Below are 23,554 nucleotides of genomic sequence, written 5' to 3' on the forward strand. Positions count from 1 at the left end.
ACCAGAAACAACCAAATCAGAAGGTTTTTGCTAGCTAGATCATAAAACTTATTTTACAATTCAAAAAAATGGTTAAATGACGATAATATTTCAGCGTTATTTACACTCTAAGAGTATAGCTCAGAGTAATAAAATAAAGGGGTTTGATAGTTTTTCATCATGCGGGGATAGACCATAAAGCGCATGAGAACAAAGCACTAACAACCAAGAGCCGCTACCTTTAAAAGCCGTTTGCTAACAATAATTCAAACCTAATTGAACGACAGAAATTAAGTACTAATTAAACACCTTGTTCTCAGTCAGGTTCATTAAAATTTAATAATTTTTAAATATAAGGATTAGCTGATCATGTATGCGCTAACTAACTGTAAAATCTTCACCGGCAGCGATGTGCTCGTCAATCACGCCGTTGTTATTAATGAAGGCATCATTGACTCTGTATGCCCTCTATCAGAGTTGCCTGCAGGTATCGAAACCAAAGATCTGCAAGGTTCAAACTTAAGCCCAGGTTTCATCGATCTACAACTAAACGGTTGTGGTGGTGTTATGCTTAATGACGAAGTGACTGCAGAAACGATGCAAACGATGCACCTTGCTAACCTAAAATCAGGTTGTACGAGCTTTTTGCCAACTCTTATCACTTCTTCTGATGAAGATATGAAGAGTGCAATCAGCGCTGCTCGTGAATACCACAACAAATACCAAAACCAGTCTCTAGGACTGCACCTTGAAGGCCCTTACCTGAATGTTCTAAAAAAAGGCATTCACAGTGTTGACCACATCCGTCCTTCTGACGATGCAATGATTGATCTGATTTGTGAAAACGCAGACCTTGTTACTAAGGTAACGTTGGCACCAGAGCAAAATTCGCCTGAGCATATTGAACGCTTGCGTAAAGCTGGTGTTGTTGTTGCTATTGGTCACACGAACGCAACTTACGCTGAAGCTCGTCAAGGCTTCGAATCTGGTATCACGTTTGCCACACATCTGTTTAATGCAATGACACCAATGGTTGGTCGTGAACCTGGCGTTGTAGGCGCGATTTATGACACACCAGAAGTGTACGCTGGTATTATCGCAGACGGCTTCCATGTCGATTACGCAAACATCAGAATCGCTCACAAAATTAAGGGTGAAAAGCTCGTATTAGTGACCGATGCCACAGCTCCAGCAGGCGCTGAGATGGATTACTTTATTTTTGTCGGCAAGAAAGTATATTACCGTGATGGCAAGTGTGTTGATGAAAATGGCACGCTTGGCGGCTCTGCGCTGACTATGATTGAAGCAGTTCAAAATACAGTAGAGCATGTCGGTATCGCTTTGGATGAAGCTCTTCGTATGGCTACGCTATACCCAGCTGCAGCAATTGGTGTTGATAACCAACTAGGCCGAATTAAGAAAGGCATGGTTGCAAACCTAGCTGTATTTGATAGAGACTTTAATGTTCAAGCGACTGTTGTTAACGGACAATATGAGCACAACTAATAATGAATGGCGGACAAATAGGTAACGTAGATTTAGTTAAGCAACTAAATAGCGCAGCAGTATATCGATTGATCGATCAAAAAGGACCTATATCCAGAATACAGGTCGCTGATGTGAGTCAATTAGCACCAGCAAGTGTTACCAAAATTACCCGTCAACTATTAGAGCGCGGCTTGATTAAAGAAGTCGCGCAACAAGCCTCTACGGGTGGACGTAGAGCAATATCGCTTACCACAGAAGTGGAACCCTTCCACTCTGTGGCAGTGAGACTAGGACGAGACTACCTCCAATTTAGTCTCTATGACCTTGGTGGCAAAGAACTGGTCACTGAACATCACGAACTTTTCTATACTAATCAAACTGAACTGACCGATGGTTTAGTGGCGCACTTAAGCTCCTTTATCGAGCGATACAAATCTATCACTCAGCAACTTATTGCGATTGGTATTGCGCTACCTGGCCTTGTCGACCCAGAGAAAGGCATCGTCGAGTACATGCCAAATACTGATATCGACCACCTTCCTCTAGGCTCAATCATCAGAGATAAATTCAATGTCGAGTGCTTTGTAGGCAACGATGTCAGAGGTATTGCACTAGCAGAACATTATTTTGGTGCATCCCAAGATTGCCAAGATTCGATTTTGGTTAGTGTACATCGTGGTACGGGTGCGGGCATTATCGTCAATGGTCAGGTTTTTCTAGGTTTCAACCGTAACGTCGGTGAGATTGGCCATATTCAAATCGACCCTCTTGGTGAACAGTGCCAATGCGGTAACTTTGGTTGTTTAGAAACCGTCGCCTCTAACCCTGCAATTTTAGAGCGCGTAAGAAAGTTGATAGGGCAAGGGTATGAATCTAGCCTGACAAAACTTGATAGCGTCACTATTCAAGATGTGTGTGAACATGCCAATAAAGGGGATGAACTTGCAAGCCAAAGTCTAGTTCGTGTTGGGAATCAGCTAGGCAAGGCCATCGCAATCACCATCAACTTGTTTAACCCACAGAAAGTGATCATAGCAGGCGACATTACCGCAAGTGAAGATATTCTCTTTCCAGCGATCCGCCGTAATGTAGAAAACCAATCGTTGACAACGTTCCACCAATCACTCCCTATCGTGGCGTCATTAGTTGATAACCAACCTACAATTGGCGCATTTGCGATGATAAAGCGTTCAATGCTCAATGGTGTATTGCTGCAAAAGCTGCTCGAAGATTAGCTTTAATAGCAGCTAATCCATCTGCATCTATCCCATTTACAACTAACTGATGTACAATCCTAGGCTGTGATTTTTCACAGCCTTTTGCTATCTAGGAACATCCAAATCATATGGAAATCATATTTATTACGACTGCGTTTGTCGCAGGGTTTCTTGCACTAAAGTGCAACCTTCCCCCTCTTGTGGGGTTTCTATTAGCCGGTTTCGGTCTTCATGCTTTTGGTTACCAAAGCAATGAAACGATAATTACCCTTGCCGATCTCGGTGTTACTCTTCTCCTTTTCACCATTGGGTTAAAGCTCGATGTAAAGATTTTACTCTCCAAAGAGATTTGGGCAGGAGCAACGGTACACAACCTTCTATCAACACTATCTTTTAGTGCCGCACTTTTGCTATTTAAGTACTTAGGTGTGTCAAGTTTAGCGTCGGTAGAAATTGAACAGATTGTATTACTCGCATTTGCCCTCTCCTTCTCATCCACTGTTTTCGCCGTTAAAACACTGCAAGAGAAAGGTGAAATGAATGCCACGTACGGCACACTCGCCATTGGTATTCTTGTTATGCAGGATATCTTTGCTGTCATCTTCCTTACAGTATCAACCGGTAAGATACCAGAGTGGTACGCCATCGCACTGTTTGCCCTGCCATTCTTAAGGCCATTAATTTACCGCCTACTTGATAAGGTGGGACATGGTGAAATGCTGGTCCTTTGCGGTATTTTCATCTGCCTAGTTCTTGGCGCAGGATTATTCGACTTAGTCGGCATTAAAGCAGACTTAGGTGCACTGCTTATTGGCATGTTGCTAGCAGGGCACAAAAAGGCATCAGAGCTCTCTAAATCGCTCTTTAACATTAAGGAGCTACTGCTAGTTTGTTTCTTCTTAAATATCGGGTTATCTGGTCAGCCAACCCTGTCTGCTATTGGTCTTTCTCTGCTATTTATGCTTATCCTGCCAATTAACGGGGCTCTATATTTCTTAATTCTTAATTCCTATAAATTCAGAGTTAGAACCTCACTGCTCACATCATTATCCCTATTGAACTTTAGTGAGTTTGGTTTGATTGTTGGTGGATTAGCATTCAGTAAAGGTTGGATTTCTAGCGACATTCTTGTTGCGTTAGCACTAACGGTATCAATGTCATTTATTGTTGCAGCTCCAATTAACCGTAAAGGTCATGAACTATACCAACGCTCTGGTCGTTGGCTAAAAGAGCATGCAGCTGAAAAGCTCAATAATCGAGATCAATTGATTAATCCAGGAAACGCTCAAATACTCATACTGGGTATGGGAAGAATTGGATCGGGTGCGTACGATGAGCTTATAAGCCGTTATGGTAAAATTAGCCTTGGGATAGAAATCAAAGAAGACTCTGCCATTGAGCATCGTTCGGAAGGTAGGAATGTAATTTCTGGCGATGCAACCGACCCTGATTTTTGGGAGCGAATTCTCGATACAGCCAATGTGAAGCTCGTTTTGCTTGCGATGCCACATCACCAAGGTAATCAAATCGCGTTAAAACAGCTTCAGTCCCGTAACTTCCAGGGGCAAATCGCCGCGATTGCTGAGCACTCAGACCAACTTGATCTTCTTATTGAAAATGGCGTCGATGCTGCCTTCAATATCTATAACGAAGCAGGGAGTGGCTTCGCTCGTCACGTTTGCGATCAGCTAGAGCCGACGTTCGCCAAAGAAAACGAGCACTAAATAAAATCTAATGTTTAAGGGCGAGATACAGGGTATCTCGCCTTTCTCGACTAAAACACCGTCCCGCCTTAAAAAAAATTCACCAAAACACACCTTGTATTAAACATTTTCTTTCTCGTGGCCATTTTATTGTATTTATTTCTCTTTAAGTGTTGCTTTTCTTAACCAAAATGGCAAATTGCTATTAACAGGTTAAACATAATTTAAAAGGAAGTTCTATGTGTTCAATATTTGGCATCTTAGATATTAAAAGTGATGCAAGTGCACTACGTCCCGTGGCACTGGAAATGTCTAAAAAATTACGCCACCGTGGCCCGGATTGGTCAGGAATCTACACTTCAGACAATGCTATTTTGGCCCATGAACGTCTTGCTATCGTTGGCCTAAATAGTGGTGCTCAGCCTCTCTATAGCCAAGATAAAAAACACATATTAGCGGTAAACGGTGAAATCTATAACCACAAAGAGATCCGCGCTCGCTATGAAGGAAAGTTTGACTTCCAAACCGATTCCGACTGTGAAGTTATTTTGGCACTTTATCAAGAGTACGGCTCAGAGCTTCTAGAAGAACTTAACGGCATTTTCGCCTTCGTACTATACGACGAAGAAAAAGATCAATACCTAGTAGGACGTGACCACATTGGTATCATTCCGCTATACCAAGGCTATGACGAACATGGCAACTACTACGTTGCTTCAGAAATGAAAGCGTTAGTCCCTGTTTGTAAGACAGTCAGTGAATTTCCTCCAGGTTGCTACTACACGTCTGGCGACTCAGAGCCACAACGTTACTACACTCGTGACTGGAATGAGTATGCTGCAGTACATGGTAACTCGACGAGTAAAGAAGATCTTACCGAAGCATTAGAAGCGGCGGTTAAACGTCAGTTAATGACCGATGTACCTTACGGTGTGTTACTTTCTGGCGGTCTTGATTCATCCATTACATCAGCAGTTGCTAAACGTTTTGCAGCAAAGCGTATCGAAGATGATGGCCAATCTGAAGCTTGGTGGCCACAACTGCACTCTTTTGCTGTTGGTTTAGAAGGTGCACCTGATTTGAAAGCCGCTCGTGAAGTTGCGGACCAAATTGGTACCGTACACCACGAAATGACCTACACCATTCAAGAAGGCCTAGATGCCATTCGAGATGTTATTTACCACATTGAAACCTACGATGTGACAACCATTCGTGCTTCAACACCGATGTACTTACTGGCACGTAAGATCAAAGCCATGGGTATCAAAATGGTTCTATCTGGCGAAGGCGCTGATGAGATTTTTGGCGGCTATTTATATTTCCACAAAGCACCAAACGCGAAAGAGTTCCATGAAGAAACAGTACGTAAGCTATTAGCTCTTAATATGTTTGACTGTGCTCGTGCAAACAAATCATTGGCAGCATGGGGCGTTGAAGGCCGAGTGCCATTCTTAGATAAAGAGTTTATTGACGTAGCAATGCGACTAAACCCTGAAGATAAGATGTGTGGCAATGGAAAAATGGAAAAACACATTCTTCGTGAGTGTTTTGAGCACTACCTGCCAGAAGCTATCGCTTGGCGTCAAAAAGAGCAGTTCTCTGATGGTGTTGGCTACGAGTGGATTGACACTCTGAAAGCAACAGCAGATGCAAAAGTGACTGATAAGCAGATGGAAACCGCTGAATTCCGTTTCCCATACAATACTCCTCAAACCAAAGAGGCGTACGCTTACCGTGAGATTTTTGAAGAGCTATTCCCTCTTCCTTCTGCTGCAGAATGTGTACCTGGTGGTCCATCAGTAGCGTGTTCTTCAGCGAAGGCGATTGAATGGGATGAGTCATTCCAAAACTGCGTAGACCCGTCAGGTCGTGCTGTACAAGCTGTACATAATGACTCTTACTAACACGATAAGTTAAGACTTTCTGTAAACCAGATAGTCTCATGTGAAAAAGGCACCCACGGGTGCCTTTTCTGTATATACTCATCATCTGAGCTACAAATCCAGATGTTTATTATCAATGCTAACGGGAACCACTTTATTGATCATTTTCACCAATAATATCGAGCGAAGCTCACCGTCGGATTCTTTATAAATCGCTTCTAGTCCGGTAAATTGTCCGCTAACCACGCTGACCGTTTCACCTTCTTTCGGTAAATCTTTTGCTTGTAGCTCTACCGTCTCTTTCTCAAACTTCTTAAGTGTATAAATCAAATCACCTTGAACTTCCTGAGGGTCTCTCCCTAAGCGTACAAAGTCTACCACGCCACGTGTAGAACGGACGGTCGTAAACGATGGACCGGCTTCAAAGTCAAAACGGACAAACATATAAGAAGGAAAGAGAGGCTCTTTCTTGATCGATTTCTTACCGCGCGTTATTTTTTCTAATTCCACTTCAGGGTAAAACACTTCCACCGACTGGTTTTCCAAGTGTTGTTTAGCTCTTTGCTGTTCGCCTCTTTTACAATAGAGAAGATACCAACGTTTCATTTTACTAGCCATTTTCTATTTTTCGGACATATTAACATAAGCCCAAAATGGTGTTAATTGAATTAGGTAAACAGGGATAATCACACTGAAACCTTATTCGGTAATTAGTTCATTTACATCGATATTAACGATGAAGATCAACTAACTCCGCCATCATATCGATATGTGAGTCTCTGTCGTTCAGGCACATAATATAGCTAAACTCCGAACCACCAGCTTCGATGAAGGTTTCCTTACACTGGTCAGAAATCTCTTCCAGCGTCTCTAAACAGTCTACTGAGAATGCAGGTGCCATAATATCAATTTTCTTAATGCCTTTTCCCGGCAAAGATTCTAACGTTTCATCTGTATAGGGTTTTAACCACTCTTCTCGACCAAATCGAGACTGGTAGGTCATCGTGATTTCTTCCGCCGACAACCCTAACTCTGCAGCAAGCAACTTTGTCGTCGCTTCACAATGTTGCGGGTAGATATCACCTTCATCAGCCAACCGCTTCGGAATCCCATGGAAAGAACAAACCAAATGATCGGCTCGGCCATTTTTATCCCAATGACTGCGAACACTTTCAGCTAGTGCTTTCGCGTAACTCGGGTGTGAGTAATAGTCGCGAATAAAGCGATAATTTGGGATAACCGGCATCTGTTTAAAGGCTTTCGTTAAACCATCAGAAACCGCCGCGGTGGTTGTCCCTGAATATTGAGGATATAAAGGCAATACGATGATGTCTTCAACGCCCTGTTCCAACAGCTGTTCAATGCCCGTCTTGAGACTTGGGTTGCCATAGGTCATACCCAATGCAACAGGTATGTCTATTTTCTTCTGCAGTTTTTCAGCTTGCCTCTTTGAATAAACAAGCAGTGGAGACCCCTCATCCATCCAAACAGACTGATACAACTTTGCCACTTTTGGTGAGCGAATTGGCAAAATCACGCCATGTAAAATTGGACACCAAAGCCAGCGAGTTAAGCTTACCACTCGCTTATCGTGTAAAAACTCACCCAAAAAACGACGAACACCAGCCGGGGTAGCTGAATCTGGAGTACCTAGGTTCACCAGTAAAACACCCTGTTTCTTATTATTTTCCATAGATACCTGAGACCAACATTTTACTTTTTGAAAGTAATGTACTAAAAATTAAAACAAAAAAAGCGACCTTTAAGGTCGCTTCAAATATATCAAATTCTTAGGTAAGAAGTTAACGATTTATGCTAGTGCTTTTTCAATGTCAGCACTCACAGCGTCTACTTGCTTAGTACCATCAAATTTCAGGTACTGAGTGTTACCTGCTTTTGCTTCTTCACCGTAGTAAGAAATAAGAGGTGCTGTTTGCTCATGATATACACCAAGACGTGCACGAACGGTTTCTTCTTTATCATCATCACGAACAACAAGATCTTCACCAGTAATATCGTCTTTACCTTCCACTTTTGGTGGATTGTATGTTGTATGGTAAGTACGACCAGAAGCTAGGTGAGCACGACGACCAGCCATACGCTCAACGATAACACTGTCAGCAACATCAAATTCGATTACGTAATCAACCGCTACGCCCATCGCTTTCAAGCCATCAGCTTGTGGAATAGTACGTGGGAAGCCGTCAAGTAAGAACCCTTTCTCGCAATCATCTTGCGCAATGCGCTCTTTGATAAGACCAAGAATGATCTCATCAGAAACAAGTTGACCAGCATCAATTACCGCTTTCGCTTGCTTGCCCATTTCAGTGCCCGCTTTAATTGCAGCACGTAGCATGTCACCCGTTGAGATTTGTGGAATGCCATACTTTTCCATGATGAATTGAGCTTGTGTGCCTTTACCTGCACCTGGAGCACCTAGAAGGATGATGCGCATGTTTGTTCCTCTTTAGAAATAAATGATTTATACCGAAGCTCACTGCACTACTGTTCTGATTACCATATTTCTATGGTTCCAAAGCCACTATTTTACAGCAGGGTAGTAACGATAAGTTTCGGTATAATGTATTAAATGTGTCGCCTTTTGAATGAATAACAGTGCATAGAGCATGTCAATCCGGCAGGCATATTAACATATTTTTTTATCAATCGATCCGATTTACGACTAAAGAATGGTCCTAGACGCAACCGTTTTCTTACTCAAATAGAAAAACGTAAGTAATTTCGATGGTTTTAATCAACAAAAAGAAAAAGCTCGCCTAAGCGAGCTTTGATTTTTATTTGCGTATTACACTTTAGTCAAAAGCTTATTGATCGCGCCAACAAACTGAGACGGATCTTCCATAGAACCTTTCTCTGCTAGCATTGCTTGACCAAGTAGAACTTCAACCCAACCACCAAATGCTTGTTCGTCAGCTTCATCAGCCATACGCTTAACTAAATCGTGTTGTGGGTTCAGCTCAAAGATGTACTTCACTTGAGGCGCTTCCTGACCAGCTGCTTCTAAAAGCTTCGCCATTTGAGTACCCATTTCAAAGTCATCAGTGACAACAACTGCTGGAGTATTAGCAAGCTTGAACGTTGTACGAACTTCTTTAACTCGGTCACCTAGGTAAGCTTGAGTACGCTCAACAACTGACTTGAACTCTTCTTCCGTCTCTTTTTGCTGCTCTTTCTCTGCTTCGTCTTCAAACTTACTTAAATCAAGACCCGCTTTCGTAATTGACTGGAACTGCTTACCGTCAAAGTCAGTTAAGTAGTTCATCAACCATTCGTCAATACGGTCTGACATTAGAATGACTTCAATACCTTTCGCTTTGAACTGTTCTAAGTGTGGGCTGTTCTTCGCAGCAACATGGCTGTCTGCGGTTAGGTAGTAGATCTTATCTTGCTCTTCTTTCATGCGTTCAACGTAAGAAGCAAGACCAATGGTTTGCTCTGAAGAGTCAACTTCTGTCGATGCAAAACGTAGTAGGCCCGCTACTTTTTCTTTATTCGCTGCATCTTCAGCAGGGCCTTCTTTTAGCACAAGGCCAAACTCTTTCCAGAAATTTTGGTATTTATCTTCGTCGTTTTTCGCTAGACGCTCTAACATTGTCAACACACGTTTGGTACATGCATTACGTAGTGATTGCGTTACTTTGTTATCTTGTAAGATTTCACGAGAAACGTTCAGTGGTAGATCATTTGAATCAATTAAACCACGAGTAAAGCGCAAGTAAGATGGCATGAACTGCTCAGCGTCATCCATAATAAAGACACGTTGAACGTACAGTTTTAAGCCAGATTTATGATCACGATTCATCATATCCCAAGGGGCTTTCGCTGGGATGTAAAGTAAGCTGGTGTAATCGTTTTTACCTTCAACTTTGTTATGGCTCCATAACAATGGATCAGCAAAGTCGTGAGAAACGTGCTTATAAAACTCTTGGTACTCTTCTTCTGAAATGTCTGACTTATTACGAGTCCAAAGTGCTTGAGCTTTATTAATTTGCTCCCACTTAGTTTCTTCAGTCTCTTTCCCTTCTTCGTCTTTTACCGCCGTTAGAATAGAGACAGGAATCCCGATGTGATCAGAGTACTTACCGATAACTTCACGAAGGCGCCACTCAGAAAGGAACTCTTTACCTTCGTCACGCATGTGCAAGATGATATCAGTACCACGAGTCTCTTTAGTGGTATCTTCGATCGTGTAATCGCCTTCACCAGCAGAGTGCCATTGAACAGCTTGATCGGCATTTTGATTTGCACAACGAGTACGAACCGTTACCGCATCAGCAACAATAAATGCCGAATAAAAACCAACACCGAACTGACCAATAAGTTGAGAATCTTTACTTTGGTCTTCCGAAAGCTTAGAGAAGAAATCGGCAGTACCAGACTTTGCGATAGTTCCTAGGTGCTCAATCACATCTTCACGGCTCATACCAATGCCGTTATCTGAAACAGTTAACGTGTTAGCCGCTTCGTCAAATGAGAGTTTAACGCCAAGATCCGCATCTCCAGCATATAAGCTTGGATCTGAAAGCGCTTGAAAGCGTAGTTTGTCAGAAGCATCCGACGCGTTTGAGATTAACTCTCTTAGGAAAATTTCTTTATTCGAATACAAAGAGTGAATCATTAAATGAAGTAACTGTTTTACTTCAGACTGAAAGCCGCGCGTTTCTTTATTGCTTGTTGCCGTTTCGCTCATATTAGCTCCGTGACTCTAATTAATTCATTAATCGGTAATAAGCCCACCTAAGGGGCAATTGATAGTTAACATGAGGATGACAAATGTAAATTCAAGGTCAAAAGTCATAAAAACACTGTTTTTTTTATCATTTTTGTTTATCCTACCAACCGAAAATCATCAAAGAAGCTAAAATCTATCATTTGATGTTTCAGTTGTTGCCATTCAAACTGACCGTTTGCCCCCGAATTTGTATAAATTGAGAAGAGTCCAATGAGCAATATAGGCACGAAGTTTATCCTCGCAAGCCGATTTACTTTTGACCCAAATAACAACTCACTAGTAGATCAAGAAAATGATACCGACCTCGTTCGCTTAGGAAGCAATGAAAGTCGAATTTTATTGTTATTGTGTGAGCGCCCAAATGAAGTCATTACTCGTAATGAACTGCATGAATTCGTCTGGCGTGATCAAGGCTTTGAAGTGGATGACTCAAGCCTAACACAAGCAATATCAACACTTAGAAAAATGTTGAAGGACTCAACAAAATCGCCATTATTCGTCAAAACAGTGCCAAAGCGTGGTTACCAGTTGATCTGTTCCGTTGAACAAACAACGGCATTAAGCTCTTCTAAAGACGTCAATATTGACGCCACAGAAGAGGGTTCTATCGATGAAATTTCAACAACGCTCACACCTGAGGCGGCTTTAGAGCCGACAGTTGAGCACGCAAAATCACCAAATATCAAACCAAGCTTTGGGATTGCTAAACCTTCTAAGCTACTCGCTAATATTCTATTGATTCTAGCGGTTCTTCTCCCGCTATCCGTCACTCTGCTTTCTACGCCAAGTGAAACAGAATTTAGAGAGCTTGCTGTGTACAACGATGTACCCGTTATGGCTCCAATGAATCACCCGGAACTTAGTCAATGGCTTCCATCACTCAAAGCGTGTGTTAATAACTATGTAGAATCACACGATGGTGAATTAATACCTAGCATGATCATTGCAACTGGTGGACAAAATGACCAAATCATTTTGAACTACATTCATGATGTTGAGAAATCCTCTAACAATAAGAGTGTTCGCATTATCTGGAATAACCCAAATATCAAGAAGGTATGTAAGTGATGAATAAGATGATGACTCAAAAAGTCGCGGCCCTAATTCTTGCACTATCCGCGATATTCAGTGCTTGGTTATACTGGGGAAGTGATCTTAAAGTTGAACAGGTGCTTACCTCTCACGAATGGCAATCACGTATGATCACAGAGATTTCTCATACCGTTGAAGACTCTGTTGGCCCCCTAAGACGTGCTGAAGTAAATTCCAATGTAAAATACCTGCCTAATGGTACTTATATTCGCGTTTCGCTAGTTAGACTGCTTGTAGAAAATAGCGATAATGAAACCGTTATTAATATTTCAGAAACAGGCGAGTGGGATATCAGTGACAACTACCTATTAGTATCACCAAGAGAATTTAAAGATGTCTCATCAGCGCAAACGAGAGATTTCACCGAGGACCAACTCTCTCTGATTACTCAGCTATTTAAGATGGATGCTCAGCAAAGCCGTCGTATTGATATCGTTAACGCTAAAACCTTGTTGTTAACAAGCCTTAGCCATGGTTCAACGGTACTGTTTACTAACTAATCAATACATAACCTTTAGTTAGCACTTACTGACTAAATTTTAATGTTCAATAAGTTAGGTAGCGTCACATAGCTTAAACTAAAAAATCTAAAGGGAGACAATTTGTCTCCCTTTTGTTTTAAGTTATCTCTAGCAATAAAAAACAGCACCAGATTGAGAAGGAACTCAATGGATATCATCGACTCAAGTGTACTTTTCTTTGGCTCACTTATCGCTAACACCCTCGCCTCGCTCTCTGGTGGTGGCGCTGGCTTACTCCAATTTCCACTGCTTATTTTTCTAGGGTTACCTTTTTCTATCGCTTTAGGAACGCATAAAGTGGCGAGTGTCGCTTTAGGTCTTGGGGCGGCCTACACCCATATAAAACACAGAACATGTCACCTTCCAATCGCATTATTTATCACACTTGTTGGTAGCGCTGGGGCGATTGTAGGGGCCAATATCGTTATGCTTATTCCTGAAGCTATCGCCACTAAGTTATTAGGCAGCATGATTCTCTGTTTAGGGGTTTACTCACGATTTAAGAAAACACTTGGGCAAGAGGAGTTATCCATAAATAGAACCACAATGGGCTGGGTAATTGGTGCAATAGGACTATTCACAATAGGCATCATCAACGGTTCTTTGACCGCAGGATCAGGGCTACTTGTCACACTATTTTTAGTTCGCTGGTTCGGTTTTAGTTACAAACAAGCGGTCGCTTATACCATGCTATGCGTGGGGATTTTCTGGAATGGTATCGGTGGTATTGCCATCGCTCAAGCAGGGGCGCCTATTTACTGGCAGTGGATTCCTATTCTTTTATTGAGCTCTTTTCTAGGTGGTAGCATCGGCGCCTATATTGCTCTAAAAAAGAGTAATAAGACCATTAAGATCTGTTTTGAGGTTCTTACTTTTGCCGTGGGAATAAAGCTCTTAATCTAAGAGAAGATATTTTTAATTAGAAAGAGCTTTACTCACTAGGTCTGTTGAACTTTCGAGCTGCTTCTAAATTAATCTGAGCAGCGGCACTGAGCTATCACATCACCTTTGAAACTAATCACTTGCAACTCACCATTTCTGTAGTAGCCGAAGCTTGCCGGGTGTCCCTCTCTAGGAAAAGTGACCGAGCCAGGGTTAAATAGAATGATTCCCTGTTCTTTTTCTGCCAATGGTATGTGTGTATGCCCAAATGCCATGAGATCATTGTTTTTTAAGGGAGGTCTTTTAGTTGAATTATAAAGGTGTCCATGAGTAATAAACATACGCTGGCCAGACTCAAGCAGCAGCCATGAATAATCCGTCATCATTGGAAAATTCAGAAGCATTTGGTCAACTTCACTATCACAGTTACCTCTAACGGCAATAATAGAGTCCGCATACTGATTTAGTAATGTTGCTACCTCGGCAGGGGCATAGCCTTCTGGTACTGGGTTTCTTGGGCCATGATTCAATACATCCCCTAGTAGAACCAATGTACCGGCACCAGACTCCCTAAATTTTTCAATAACCAGCTGGGTTTCCGGCAGGCTTCCATGCAAATCAGAAGCAAAAAATAATTCCACGGGTATGACTCCTCAATCAATATTGAGGCACATTCTAAGGCCTATTCTAGCTTTCGTCATCTCTAGCCATACCATTAACCACAATATTATTGTAACTAACCATCCCAATGACTTCGCCATTTTCAATGACTGGAGCTCTGCTGATACCAAAACGTTCAAACAGGCGTGCGCAGTATTTGACGTTCATATTAGGCTCTACCGACAAAGCAGGCTTGGTCATAATCTCATACACATTGGTTCTCAGTGGAGAGCGATTTTGTGCCAAGACTTTCTTCGCTATATCATTCATCAATACGATTCCGAACTCATCGTCATCGTGGCGCTTATTCACTACAAGCGCTTTTACTTGATGTTTCCTTGCCAAAGCGATTGCCTCATTGACGGTCGTTAAACCATCAACCATGACATAAGTATTCGCCATGACATCTCGCACTCGTATTTTCAAATGAGCATTCATAATTCGTCCTCTACCACTTTTGTTAATGTCTCAACTTGATGGGCTACACCTACAGCGTCTTCAATATCGATTTGCACAGCAATTCCCTGCCCTGACTCGGAATCAAACTCGCCAACCTCACTGATTGTTTCCAAAATATGCCTCGATAGATGCTCTTCGACGACAAACAACAGCACATCCTTTTGTACCTCGAGTGTTAAACCAAAGAAGGTTCGTTTTTTATTGAGTCCTTCACCTCGAGCATTGTTAATCACGGTTGCTCCAGTTGCACCAGTATTCCTAGCGGCATCAAGAACAATGTCGGTTTTACTTTCTTCAACAAACGCCAGTATGAGTTTAAAGCGCATCAGAGTTCTCCTTTGATACTTTCTTTTTGTTTAGAAACTGTGTGATTTGTGCATAAGCCATCACTGAAATAATTGGGAATAAGCTGGCAAACGCGATGAGCCCAAAGCCATCAATGACTGGATTCCTTCCAGGCACCGTTGAAGCCAATCCCAACCCCAAGGCTGCCACCAACGGAACCGTTACTGTCGAAGTGGTGACGCCGCCAGAGTCGTAAGCCAATGGAATAATCAGTTTAGGGGCATAAAAAGTCTGGATGACGACAACGATATAACCAACAATGATGTAATAGTGGATGGGATCCCCCACTACAATCCGATAACTACCCAGTGCAATACCAAAAGCCACACCTAAAGCCACAGAAACTCTCAAGCCATTTACGCTGATACTGCCACCAGACACTTGATTGGCCTTTATCGCAACGGCAATCAAAGAGGGCTCAGCAATTGTCGTACTAAAACCTATCAAAAAAGCAAAAAGGTACACCCAGTAATAATCAATCCATGAAAGCTGAGCACCTAGGCTGATACGAACTTCGTTTAAGAAGTCGGGTGCCGTCAATTGTCTCGCCATCGTCTCTCCTAAGGGAAAAAGAGCGAGCTCTAGCCCGATCAAAAATAGGGATAGACCTAAAAGAACATAAATAAATCCAATGATTACTTTAGGAAGGTTATTGACTGGACGTCGAAGTACTGCCACTTGAAAGGCAAAGAGTATTATTACAATGGGAAATACATTGATAATGGTATCGGCAAACGTATTGATAAAATGGCTAAGGCTAATCATCCCAGCACCATCCCGTAGATCATCACAAACATCATGGGTAATAGGGATGCAAAAGCGATCAAACCAAAGCCATCAAGCATTGGGTTTCTTCCTTTAATCGCAGAAGCTAATCCAACACCAAGCGCAGTTACAAGAGGAACGGTAATTGTTGATGTCGTCACCCCTCCTGAATCATAAGCAATACCAATGATATGCGAGGGTGCAAAACCGGTAAGGACCACCACACCAATATAGCCACCAATGATCATATATTGAATAGGCCAGCCTTTAAGTATCCTTAACACGCCGATTAGAATGGCGACTCCGACAGACAATGCAACGGTATAGCGCAGGCCATTCGCATAATCATCCCTCGTTTCCATTGAGTTCGTGATCACTCCGCCTTCCGCTGCCACTTCAGCCGCCTCATTAGCCACAGCAGTTAAAGCCGGCTCGGCTACAGTCGTCCCAAAACCAAGACAAAAAGCAAAAACCAGCAACCAAAAGACACTCCCCTTTCGAGCAAAAGTCTGAGCCATTGATTCTCCAATCGGAAAGAGCCCCATCTCTAGTCCGTAGATGAAGAAAGTTAACCCTAGTACGACAAGAACCAAACCCATCACTATCGATACAATATTAGGTAAAGGCTCTTGCAACACGAGAAGTTGGAAAAAAGCAATGACCACAATAATGGGCAAGAGATCTCGAAAGCTTGAAAGCAATGATTTAAATAGGGCTGATAGTCCTTTCATTCAATCTCCATGGAATTAAAGGGGCATTTACATCATGGCAAATAGATCACCGCAGTGATGTGATAAACATAGCGAGGTGGTAATAAAAGATTTATTAATTGTAGCGTTAACGCCTATTAATGCTAAAAATGTACGTCTATCATTACTTTAATAACAAAGTGATTATAATTTAGAAAAAGGAGGCCGAATGAAGATATTGATTACAGGGGGGACAGGGTTTATCGGTCAAGAGCTCTTAAAAAGTCTAATAACTCATCAGGTCGTCATACTCACACGCAATATTGAGCGAGCAAAACAGACACTGTCTCACATCAGTAGTATTAACCTCTCCTTTGTCTCTTCACTTAACAAGCTCCAACAACTTAATGATTTTGATGCCATTATAAACCTTGCGGGCGAACCCATCGCCGATAAGCGTTGGTCAAAACAACAGAAAGAAAAGATATGTGACAGTCGTTGGGAGATTACAGAAAAGTTAGTCGCTTTAATTCACGCTAGTACCTCTCCTCCTTCTGTATTCATCAGTGGCTCAGCGGTTGGATATTATGGCGATCAGCAGAGTCACCCTTTTGATGAATCGTTGCATGTCAGCCAAGAGAATTTTCCACATAAAGTTTGTGAAAAGTGGGAGTCAATCGCCAAGAGAGCGCGATCCGAACAGACGCGAGTTTGCGTACTAAGAACAGGAGTCGTGCTACACCCTAGCGGTGGCGCTCTATCTAAAATGCTTCCCGTTTATAAATTAGGGTTAGGCGGTGCGGTTGGCTCTGGGCAGCAATATATGCCGTGGATCCATATGATTGATATGGTTCGAGCCATTAATCACCTTCTTGATACTCACCATGCTGACGGCGAATTTAACCTTACCGCCCCTCACCCAGTCACAAACCAAGACTTTAGCAAGGCTCTGGCTAAGACGTTAAAGCGACCACATATCTTATTCACGCCCGATTGGTTAATTAAATTAATGCTCGGTGAATGTGCCATGCTGCTTCTTGATAGCGTGCGCTGCAAACCGAAAAAGTTAACGGACCTAGGATTCCGCTTTACCTACTCACGTATCGACCCTGCGTTAAAAAACCTGTTACATCATCAGGGCTGATCCATTATTCTATCGTCAAGTTTAATTGTACGTAGCATACATATGAGTCGATGGATATTAATTACAGGGTGCTCTTCTGGCATTGGTTTAACAGCCGTAAAGGCGTTAACAGAGAGAGGGTACAACGTCATTGCCTCTTGCCGAAGTGCTAAAGATGTAGAATCCCTCAATCAGCAAGGTATCACTTGCATTCAACTTGACTTAAACAGTGAGCAGAGCATTCACGCCGCCGTTGAGTCTGCACTAAGGATCTCTAACAATCAGCTCTATGCACTGTTTAATAATGGCGCATATGGGCAACCTGGAGCCCTTGAAGACCTACCAACCCAAGCACTTCGCGAACAGTTTGAAGCCAATGTGTTTGGTTGGCATACATTGACTACTCTGTTACTGCCAACTTTACGTCAAAATGGTGAAGGTCGAATTATTCAAAACAGTTCCGTTTTAGGCTTTGCTGCAATGAAATATCGAGGGGCTTACAATTCCTCCAAATTTGCGATTGAAGGATGGAGCGATACCCTTCGACTTGAACTAGCAAATACCAATATTCATGTTAGCTTAATTGAGCCTGGGCCGATTGAGACTGAGTTTCGTTCCAATGCTTTGGTTGCATTTGAAAAGTGGATAGATCCTAATAACAGTGTTCATCACAAAGCTTATGCACTTCAAAAGTCTAGGCTGGATAACGACAAATCCAACAACGCTTTCGTACTTCCCCCTGAATCGTGTATTCCCCCTCTCATCCATGCACTAGAAGCCAAAATGCCTAAGATTCGTTATCGAGTTACGACCCCAACAAAGGTCTTTTCAGTGTTGAAACGTATATTGCCTAATAGATGGCTTGATAAACTTCTCCAAAAAGCAGCTTAAAATTCGACCTGTAATGAAAGCGTCACAGATCTCTGTCATATTGTTTATGAAACATACAAAAGTGTTACTTAAAATATTTGATCAGGTGAGACATTCAATGACATTAACTCAACTAAACATACTAGGTGTATGCGTTACGCTGACATTGTTTATCTATTTTTAGCTTGCAACTTTTAGCTCCCTTAAGTTCTCTACGATATCTCTAAAGTCTTTTGTTCTTTCGAACGAGATTATTCAGATATTGGACTGAAATGCCGCCACTCCCAGCGGCATTTTTTGTTACCCCTTGATAAACTCAAGATTCGCCCTTATTTCCTATAGTAATTAGGCAGTTCATCTAGGATAAGTACACATGCAATCCCCTTATATTGTAGAAATGAATGAGCAAAACTTCAGAGAGATCCTTGAAGGCTCAACGACATCCCCAGTTCTTATTCACTTCTGGGCTCCTATGAGTCAAGAAAGTGCAGCGATAATCCCACAGCTTCAATCACTGACTCAACAATACAACGGTGCTTTTACGCTTGCGCTACTTAACTGTGAACAAGAACAAGCAATCGCCTCACAATTTGGCGTTCAAGCACTACCAACCATCGCACTGTTTATCAATGGCCAAGCGGTTGACGGAATGGGTGGCCCTCAAGAAATTACCGCCATTGAACAGATGCTATCAAAGCACCTACCAAGCCAAGATGAGCTAAATCTCAATAAAGCCATAGAGTTAATGCAAGCGAAAGAATATGAGCCAGCATTAGCCCTATTTATTGAGCTTGCTGATGAACTAAAAGCAAAGCCTGAAGTGAAGCTTGCTATCGCTGAAAGTGCACTTGAAACACAACAATTTGAGCTAGCAGAACTGCAATTAGACAGCATTCCGCTTGAATACCAAGATAATTACTACAAGAGCCTAATAGCGAAACTTGAGCTACATAAACAAGCTGCTGATAGCCCTGAAATTCAAGCTCTAGAATCTGCGCTTTCCTTAAATGCGAATGACTACGACACGGTTTGTGAGCTTGCACTTCAATACCATCAAGTTAGCCGCTCAGAGGAAGCTCTAGAATTACTTTGGAGTCACCTGAAAACCAACTTAAATGTTCATGATGGTGAATTGAAAAAGACCATTATGGATATCTTGAGTGCGCTAGGCCAGACAAGCCCAATTGCTGGAAAGTATCGTCGTCAGCTCTACTCACTACTTTATTAGCCCCTTCTTCTCCTGATCAAAATGCATTTCATACAATGACTTAAGGTTGCGACTAAATCCTTAAGTCATTAAAACTTAGCCACTAAATCGACTATTTAGACGAAAACTAAGATAGTATAGATAGAAATAATGCAACAACCCCCATAAGGAATTGTTATGCCTATCGACTCTCTGATCACCATTGGTTTTTTCGTATTCGTCATCATTGCGCTTATTGCCTCAGCGGTAAAAACCGTTCCACAAGGTAGCAACTGGACCGTAGAACGATTTGGGCGTTACACACAAACGCTTCAACCCGGATTAAACATCATCATCCCTTTTGTTGACCGTATTGGGCAAAAAATCAATATGATGGAGCGTGTGCTAGATATCCCAGCTCAAGAAGTGATCTCTAAAGATAACGCGAATGTGGTTATTGACGCCGTCTGTTTTATCCAAGCCATTGATGCTGCAAAAGCCGCCTATGAAGTTACCGACCTCGCTCATGCTATTCGTAATCTAACGCTCACGAATATTCGTACGGTATTAGGTTCAATGGAGCTCGATGAAATGCTCAGCCAGCGTGACATGATCAATACCAAGCTGCTGTCGATCGTTGATGAAGCAACCAATCCGTGGGGTGTAAAGGTCACTCGTATCGAGATTAAAGATGTACAGCCACCAGCAGATTTGACCGCCGCAATGAACGCGCAAATGAAAGCGGAACGTAATAAGCGTGCCGATATATTAGAAGCCGAGGGTGTAAGACAAGCTGAAATTCTGAAAGCAGAAGGCCATAAACAGTCTGAAATTTTAAAAGCGGAAGGTGATAAACAAGCCGCTATACTTCAAGCAGAAGCTCGTGAACGTGCGGCGGAAGCGGAAGCCAGAGCGACAGAAATGGTATCAACCGCTATTGCTCAAGGTGACATGCAAGCGGTGAATTACTTTATCGCGCAAGGCTACACCGATGCTCTAAAATCAATAGGTCAAGCTGAAAATAACAAGATCATCATGCTGCCACTTGAAGCAACCGGTCTAATGGGTTCTGTTGCTGGCATCGCGGAAATGTTTAAAGCAGACTCTTCTCAAGATAAATAGGTGGTAACGTGTTGGAATTCTTAGAATCAATTAATCATTGGCACTGGCTCGCTTTTGGTCTAGCTCTTCTCGCTATAGAGCTACTCGGTACGGCTGGTTACTTCTTATGGCTAGGAATTTCAGCACTTATCGTTGGGGCTATTTTTACTAGTCTACCGATGAGTTGGCAGCTGCAATGGGTCTGCTTTGGAGTATTATCTCTCATCACCACTTGGCTATGGTGGCGAAAACAACTAAAAACCGATACTCAAGATGATAAAAACCGAGACTTAAATCAGAAGCAAAAGCAGTTAATAGGTAAGACACTAATCTTACAAGAAGATATTGTCGTTGGAACTAATCGTTTGAAGCTTGGTGATACGACTTGGTCGGCAAAATCGGAGTCAAGTTTAGAAAAAGGTCAAAAAGTCATCATCACTAAAATTGATGGAATAATTTTAACTATTAATAAAGTGTAAAACTAAAAAGCTACTGATTATTGTATTAGCACTAAATTTATACTTGGAAATTGCTCTTTATCCATAGAATTTCAATCTCCTCTCAAATCAGTCTAAAATGATAAACTAACTTGATAGGGAGGTAGTCAATGAAACGTACTATATCGATATACCTAACCGCGCTATTTTCATTTTCTGTTATTGCGAATACAGGAACACCACAAACAGGCCCTTTAGTCGATTGTAAACTGTCGAGTGGCGATGTGGTAAGAATGACAAGCTTTCTTTGCAAACAAAATGGGGGTCAAAGGGGTTAAAGTAAAAGGCAGATGAATCACCACCTGCCTTTCGTTTTATTCTTGCTCTAATAACCAAGATAGAGTCTGTTTTCTTTCTTTACTGCTACTCTGAGTAAACCAATAGCTCGCCATTTCAAGCGCTTTGCTCCCCTCTAACGCGTCTACTTCTTTAGCTTTTCGGTTATCAAATGCCCAATCACTAAAAGTCGATTTATCTTCTTTTGAGGCTTTTTCAAACCAGTATTCAACCATTTGAGTTGGTTTACTTGACGCTAGTGATGCCTCAGGTTTCGCTTCTACAACAACAGCAGCGGTTGCTACAGTAGCTGTTGCAATATTAATTGAATGCTTAGAATTGTATCTATCTAACTCTTTGAGATAATCACGTGAGATACCACTAGATGCAGGTAAAATATCCTGCCTGATTGTAATTTCCTTTCCTGAAGCATCTGTAATTAAAAAGCTAGGATCACGATTAAAGGCTTCTGAATGTTCAACACGACTAATAGGCGACTTAGTTGCAACATTTAAAGTGGTATTTTTCGCGTCAAATGTCAAAACAATAGGTTTAGAGTTGAATTTTTCTTTCTCACCACGGTTAGAAACAAGCTGTTCAACGCGTAAAACAACCTGATTTTGGCCATTTCCAAATTCTAATTTATCTACTTTAGAAATAGAGAACCCGACTTCTTCACCATGTGCTACTAATGCAGATATATTTCGATCTAATATAACATCTACCGCTGCCATAGGAGCGAATGAAGTAAACATGGCACCAACAACTAACACATTATTCATTACTTTCATTTGCTTCTCCTTTTAATGAAAACGAGCACCTGTGTTCTAGGTGCTCGTTAATACTACATAACAAATTTATCTATGCAATTGATTAGAAGTAATATTCAGCACCAATTAGCAGGCTGTTTGCCCAGTCATCTGCTGTGTAATCATTGTCGTCATTCTTAATCTTATAGTTACGAGAATCTAGGTACAGATACGCACTTGGTAGGATATAACCTAGACGAGCAGTAATCGCTGTATCACCTGAGTTATCAAGGCCTGTTGCATCATCAGTCTGAGCATAACCAGCTTTTAGAACCCATTGACCACCAATAACGTACTGAGCTGTTGTTGAAACAGCAGTTTGATCAGCATCACCATTTTTCATTTTTTTCAATGCTGCAGTTAGAGTAAAGTCACCTAGGTACAAACTACCACCGACAATACCATAGCTTTGCTTTTCAACTGTTTCGATTTCTTTCGCACCAGAATTGTTCCATTCAGTCCATGCCGGGTTTAGCACAACTGTTGCACTATTACCTGTTGGGTCGATAATGTATTTTGGCGGCTCATCAACACCTTGGTCATATGAACCCTGCTGATAGAAACCAGCATGAACACTAAACATATCTCTAGAGAAAGAAGTACCTAAACTACTTACTAGTCTATCTGTATCTGTACCCATTCCACTTAATGTAGCTTGGAAGTTGAAACCGTTCCAAGTCGCAGAGTCATATCTGAATACGCTATCTGCACGATCTTGGTAGCTAGCACCAATGTCATTGTTCCAATCAAATACGTTGCCAAGACCAGGGTTAGTATGAGGCCAATCTACGTAGTTATAAGCAGCAACTAGCTGACGACCAAACTTAAATTGACCTACGCCATCAAAGTCTAAGCCGATAAATGTATCACGAGCACCAAGTTGACCGGACTTAGCAGAGTTATCAGCATTACCACCTTCGATTTGCCAAATAAAATTTGGAGCAAAATCATCAAATTCTACCGTACCGCGGAAACCGATACGCGACTCCATAACAGAACCAGCACTAGTTGTATCACCAGAATCTACTAGCAAAGCAAAACCAGCCGCTTGACCGTAAACTTGAACGGCATCACCTGCTAGTTCGATTGCAGCGTTAGCTGAGCCAGAAACAGCAGCAAAAGAAACTGCTGCGCCTAGTAGAGTGCGTTTAAAAATTTTGTTGTCCATGGAAAAACTCCTAAAAAATGGATATATAGCTGTTTTATATTTCTCGCCTTAAGTTGGCCGCCGAAGGGAGAAAACAATTCCTATGTCG

At 41.9% G+C, this 23,554-nt stretch carries 24 protein-coding genes; 13 read left to right on the forward strand and 11 right to left on the reverse strand.

From position 1 onward, the window contains the following. Window positions 1-348 precede the first annotated feature (348 nt). The 4 genes from nagA to asnB all read left to right on the forward strand — a co-directional run bounded on the left by nagA (window position 349) and on the right by asnB (window position 6,291). Window positions 349-1,485, forward strand: coding sequence for an N-acetylglucosamine-6-phosphate deacetylase (nagA, locus tag KP803_RS02745; protein WP_248007291.1), 1,137 nt, complete (start codon window positions 349-351; stop codon window positions 1,483-1,485). Between the two features lie 2 nt (window positions 1,486-1,487). Beyond that, the gene (gene nagC, locus KP803_RS02750; RefSeq protein WP_248007292.1) at window positions 1,488-2,702 is read left to right on the forward strand and encodes a DNA-binding transcriptional regulator NagC; all 1,215 of its coding nucleotides are present in this window, start codon (window positions 1,488-1,490) and stop codon (window positions 2,700-2,702) included. Between the two features lie 110 nt (window positions 2,703-2,812). Continuing rightward, the gene (locus KP803_RS02755; protein WP_248007293.1) at window positions 2,813-4,408 is read left to right on the forward strand and encodes a cation:proton antiporter family protein; all 1,596 of its coding nucleotides are present in this window, start codon (window positions 2,813-2,815) and stop codon (window positions 4,406-4,408) included. A 218-nt stretch (window positions 4,409-4,626) separates the two neighbouring features. Next, window positions 4,627-6,291, forward strand: coding sequence for an asparagine synthase B (asnB, locus tag KP803_RS02760; RefSeq protein WP_248007294.1), 1,665 nt, complete (start codon window positions 4,627-4,629; stop codon window positions 6,289-6,291). Window positions 6,292-6,381: 90 nt separating this feature from the next. Here asnB and rfaH read toward each other — a convergent pair whose 3' ends face one another. The 4 genes from rfaH to htpG form a co-directional block, all read right to left on the reverse strand. Next, window positions 6,382-6,876: a transcription/translation regulatory transformer protein RfaH gene (gene rfaH / locus KP803_RS02765; protein ID WP_248007295.1), complete on the reverse strand. Its 495-nt coding sequence runs from the start codon at window positions 6,874-6,876 to the stop codon at window positions 6,382-6,384. Window positions 6,877-7,000: 124 nt separating this feature from the next. Next, on the reverse strand, window positions 7,001-7,963 hold the full coding sequence (gene hemH, locus KP803_RS02770) for a ferrochelatase (protein WP_248007296.1): 963 nt from the start codon (window positions 7,961-7,963) through the stop codon (window positions 7,001-7,003). Window positions 7,964-8,080: 117 nt separating this feature from the next. Beyond that, window positions 8,081-8,725 (reverse strand): adenylate kinase, encoded by a 645-nt coding sequence (adk, locus tag KP803_RS02775; protein WP_248007297.1) that lies wholly within the window; start codon window positions 8,723-8,725, stop codon window positions 8,081-8,083. Window positions 8,726-9,076: 351 nt separating this feature from the next. Then, window positions 9,077-10,981: a molecular chaperone HtpG gene (gene htpG / locus KP803_RS02780; protein WP_248007298.1), complete on the reverse strand. Its 1,905-nt coding sequence runs from the start codon at window positions 10,979-10,981 to the stop codon at window positions 9,077-9,079. Between the two features lie 252 nt (window positions 10,982-11,233). Here htpG and KP803_RS02785 point away from each other — a divergent pair, with 252 nt between their 5' ends. The 3 genes from KP803_RS02785 to KP803_RS02795 all read left to right on the forward strand — a co-directional run bounded on the left by KP803_RS02785 (window position 11,234) and on the right by KP803_RS02795 (window position 13,539). Continuing rightward, window positions 11,234-12,091, forward strand: a complete 858-nt coding sequence (locus tag KP803_RS02785) for a winged helix-turn-helix domain-containing protein (RefSeq protein WP_248007299.1) — start codon at window positions 11,234-11,236, stop codon at window positions 12,089-12,091. An 11-nt stretch (window positions 12,092-12,102) separates the two neighbouring features. Beyond that, window positions 12,103-12,615: a regulatory protein ToxS gene (locus KP803_RS02790; protein WP_248007366.1), complete on the forward strand. Its 513-nt coding sequence runs from the start codon at window positions 12,103-12,105 to the stop codon at window positions 12,613-12,615. A gap of 168 nt (window positions 12,616-12,783) precedes the next feature. Further along, a complete protein-coding gene (locus tag KP803_RS02795) occupies window positions 12,784-13,539 on the forward strand; it encodes a sulfite exporter TauE/SafE family protein (protein ID WP_248007300.1) in 756 nt (251 codons plus the stop codon). A 68-nt stretch (window positions 13,540-13,607) separates the two neighbouring features. Here the strand turns inward: KP803_RS02795 and yfcE are convergent, their stop codons facing one another. From yfcE to KP803_RS02820, 5 genes are read right to left on the reverse strand one after another with little or no spacing between them, the layout of a single operon-like run. After that, window positions 13,608-14,159, reverse strand: a complete 552-nt coding sequence (yfcE, locus tag KP803_RS02800) for a phosphodiesterase (protein ID WP_248007301.1) — start codon at window positions 14,157-14,159, stop codon at window positions 13,608-13,610. Window positions 14,160-14,205: 46 nt separating this feature from the next. After that, a complete protein-coding gene (locus tag KP803_RS02805) occupies window positions 14,206-14,616 on the reverse strand; it encodes a CBS domain-containing protein (protein WP_248007302.1) in 411 nt (136 codons plus the stop codon). Next, complete coding sequence (locus tag KP803_RS02810; RefSeq protein ID WP_248007303.1) at window positions 14,613-14,963, reverse strand: P-II family nitrogen regulator; 351 nt, start codon at window positions 14,961-14,963, stop codon at window positions 14,613-14,615. Before KP803_RS02810 ends, KP803_RS02805 begins: the two co-directional genes overlap by 4 nt. Beyond that, entirely contained in the window at window positions 14,953-15,747 is a 795-nt protein-coding gene (locus tag KP803_RS02815; protein WP_248007304.1) for a DUF1538 domain-containing protein, read from the reverse strand. The genes KP803_RS02810 and KP803_RS02815 overlap by 11 nt, the downstream gene beginning before the upstream one ends. Beyond that, a complete protein-coding gene (locus KP803_RS02820; protein WP_248007305.1) occupies window positions 15,744-16,478 on the reverse strand; it encodes a DUF1538 domain-containing protein in 735 nt (244 codons plus the stop codon). Before KP803_RS02820 ends, KP803_RS02815 begins: the two co-directional genes overlap by 4 nt. Before the next feature lie 187 nt (window positions 16,479-16,665). On the opposite strand from KP803_RS02820, the gene KP803_RS02825 reads away from it, so the two are divergent. The 6 genes from KP803_RS02825 to KP803_RS02850 all read left to right on the forward strand — a co-directional run bounded on the left by KP803_RS02825 (window position 16,666) and on the right by KP803_RS02850 (window position 21,491). Further along, window positions 16,666-17,580, forward strand: a complete 915-nt coding sequence (locus KP803_RS02825; protein ID WP_248007306.1) for a TIGR01777 family oxidoreductase — start codon at window positions 16,666-16,668, stop codon at window positions 17,578-17,580. Window positions 17,581-17,622: 42 nt separating this feature from the next. Then, entirely contained in the window at window positions 17,623-18,450 is an 828-nt protein-coding gene (locus KP803_RS02830; RefSeq protein WP_248007307.1) for an SDR family oxidoreductase, read from the forward strand. 352 nt (window positions 18,451-18,802) lie between these two features. Beyond that, the gene (locus tag KP803_RS02835; RefSeq protein ID WP_248007308.1) at window positions 18,803-19,657 is read left to right on the forward strand and encodes a thioredoxin family protein; all 855 of its coding nucleotides are present in this window, start codon (window positions 18,803-18,805) and stop codon (window positions 19,655-19,657) included. 156 nt (window positions 19,658-19,813) lie between these two features. Beyond that, window positions 19,814-20,737, forward strand: coding sequence for an SPFH domain-containing protein (locus KP803_RS02840; protein ID WP_248007309.1), 924 nt, complete (start codon window positions 19,814-19,816; stop codon window positions 20,735-20,737). A gap of 8 nt (window positions 20,738-20,745) precedes the next feature. Then, a complete protein-coding gene (locus KP803_RS02845) occupies window positions 20,746-21,195 on the forward strand; it encodes an NfeD family protein (RefSeq protein WP_248007310.1) in 450 nt (149 codons plus the stop codon). 128 nt (window positions 21,196-21,323) lie between these two features. Continuing rightward, entirely contained in the window at window positions 21,324-21,491 is a 168-nt protein-coding gene (locus KP803_RS02850; RefSeq protein WP_248007311.1) for a hypothetical protein, read from the forward strand. A gap of 36 nt (window positions 21,492-21,527) precedes the next feature. On the opposite strand, the gene KP803_RS02855 is transcribed toward KP803_RS02850, so the two are convergent. Further along, a complete protein-coding gene (locus KP803_RS02855; RefSeq protein WP_248007312.1) occupies window positions 21,528-22,280 on the reverse strand; it encodes a YccT family protein in 753 nt (250 codons plus the stop codon). Window positions 22,281-22,362: 82 nt separating this feature from the next. Then, window positions 22,363-23,466, reverse strand: a complete 1,104-nt coding sequence (locus KP803_RS02860; protein ID WP_248007313.1) for a porin — start codon at window positions 23,464-23,466, stop codon at window positions 22,363-22,365. Between the last annotated feature and the right edge of the window lie 88 nt (window positions 23,467-23,554).

The sequence above is a fragment of the Vibrio amylolyticus genome, from assembly GCF_023145695.1.
In the GTDB taxonomy this organism is placed as follows: domain Bacteria; phylum Pseudomonadota; class Gammaproteobacteria; order Enterobacterales; family Vibrionaceae; genus Vibrio; species Vibrio amylolyticus.

What these genes read in the sequence shown, in the direction of transcription:
- nagC (WP_248007292.1), top strand. Translation starts at nt 1,488, where the DNA reads ATGAATGGCGGACAAATAGGTAACGTAGATTTAGTTAAGCAACTAAAT.
- nagA (WP_248007291.1), top strand. Translation starts at nt 349, where the DNA reads ATGTATGCGCTAACTAACTGTAAAATCTTCACCGGCAGCGATGTGCTC.
- KP803_RS02835 (WP_248007308.1), top strand. Translation starts at nt 18,803, where the DNA reads ATGCAATCCCCTTATATTGTAGAAATGAATGAGCAAAACTTCAGAGAG.
- KP803_RS02815 (WP_248007304.1), bottom strand. Translation starts at nt 15,747, where the DNA reads ATGATTAGCCTTAGCCATTTTATCAATACGTTTGCCGATACCATTATC.
- KP803_RS02785 (WP_248007299.1), top strand. Translation starts at nt 11,234, where the DNA reads ATGAGCAATATAGGCACGAAGTTTATCCTCGCAAGCCGATTTACTTTT.
- KP803_RS02795 (WP_248007300.1), top strand. Translation starts at nt 12,784, where the DNA reads ATGGATATCATCGACTCAAGTGTACTTTTCTTTGGCTCACTTATCGCT.
- KP803_RS02840 (WP_248007309.1), top strand. Translation starts at nt 19,814, where the DNA reads ATGCCTATCGACTCTCTGATCACCATTGGTTTTTTCGTATTCGTCATC.
- KP803_RS02805 (WP_248007302.1), bottom strand. Translation starts at nt 14,616, where the DNA reads ATGAATGCTCATTTGAAAATACGAGTGCGAGATGTCATGGCGAATACT.
- asnB (WP_248007294.1), top strand. Translation starts at nt 4,627, where the DNA reads ATGTGTTCAATATTTGGCATCTTAGATATTAAAAGTGATGCAAGTGCA.
- KP803_RS02755 (WP_248007293.1), top strand. Translation starts at nt 2,813, where the DNA reads ATGGAAATCATATTTATTACGACTGCGTTTGTCGCAGGGTTTCTTGCA.
- KP803_RS02820 (WP_248007305.1), bottom strand. Translation starts at nt 16,478, where the DNA reads ATGAAAGGACTATCAGCCCTATTTAAATCATTGCTTTCAAGCTTTCGA.
- KP803_RS02790 (WP_248007366.1), top strand. Translation starts at nt 12,103, where the DNA reads ATGACTCAAAAAGTCGCGGCCCTAATTCTTGCACTATCCGCGATATTC.
- KP803_RS02830 (WP_248007307.1), top strand. Translation starts at nt 17,623, where the DNA reads ATGAGTCGATGGATATTAATTACAGGGTGCTCTTCTGGCATTGGTTTA.
- KP803_RS02850 (WP_248007311.1), top strand. Translation starts at nt 21,324, where the DNA reads ATGAAACGTACTATATCGATATACCTAACCGCGCTATTTTCATTTTCT.
- KP803_RS02855 (WP_248007312.1), bottom strand. Translation starts at nt 22,280, where the DNA reads ATGAAAGTAATGAATAATGTGTTAGTTGTTGGTGCCATGTTTACTTCA.
- htpG (WP_248007298.1), bottom strand. Translation starts at nt 10,981, where the DNA reads ATGAGCGAAACGGCAACAAGCAATAAAGAAACGCGCGGCTTTCAGTCT.
- KP803_RS02810 (WP_248007303.1), bottom strand. Translation starts at nt 14,963, where the DNA reads ATGCGCTTTAAACTCATACTGGCGTTTGTTGAAGAAAGTAAAACCGAC.
- rfaH (WP_248007295.1), bottom strand. Translation starts at nt 6,876, where the DNA reads ATGAAACGTTGGTATCTTCTCTATTGTAAAAGAGGCGAACAGCAAAGA.
- KP803_RS02860 (WP_248007313.1), bottom strand. Translation starts at nt 23,466, where the DNA reads ATGGACAACAAAATTTTTAAACGCACTCTACTAGGCGCAGCAGTTTCT.
- adk (WP_248007297.1), bottom strand. Translation starts at nt 8,725, where the DNA reads ATGCGCATCATCCTTCTAGGTGCTCCAGGTGCAGGTAAAGGCACACAA.
- KP803_RS02825 (WP_248007306.1), top strand. Translation starts at nt 16,666, where the DNA reads ATGAAGATATTGATTACAGGGGGGACAGGGTTTATCGGTCAAGAGCTC.
- hemH (WP_248007296.1), bottom strand. Translation starts at nt 7,963, where the DNA reads ATGGAAAATAATAAGAAACAGGGTGTTTTACTGGTGAACCTAGGTACT.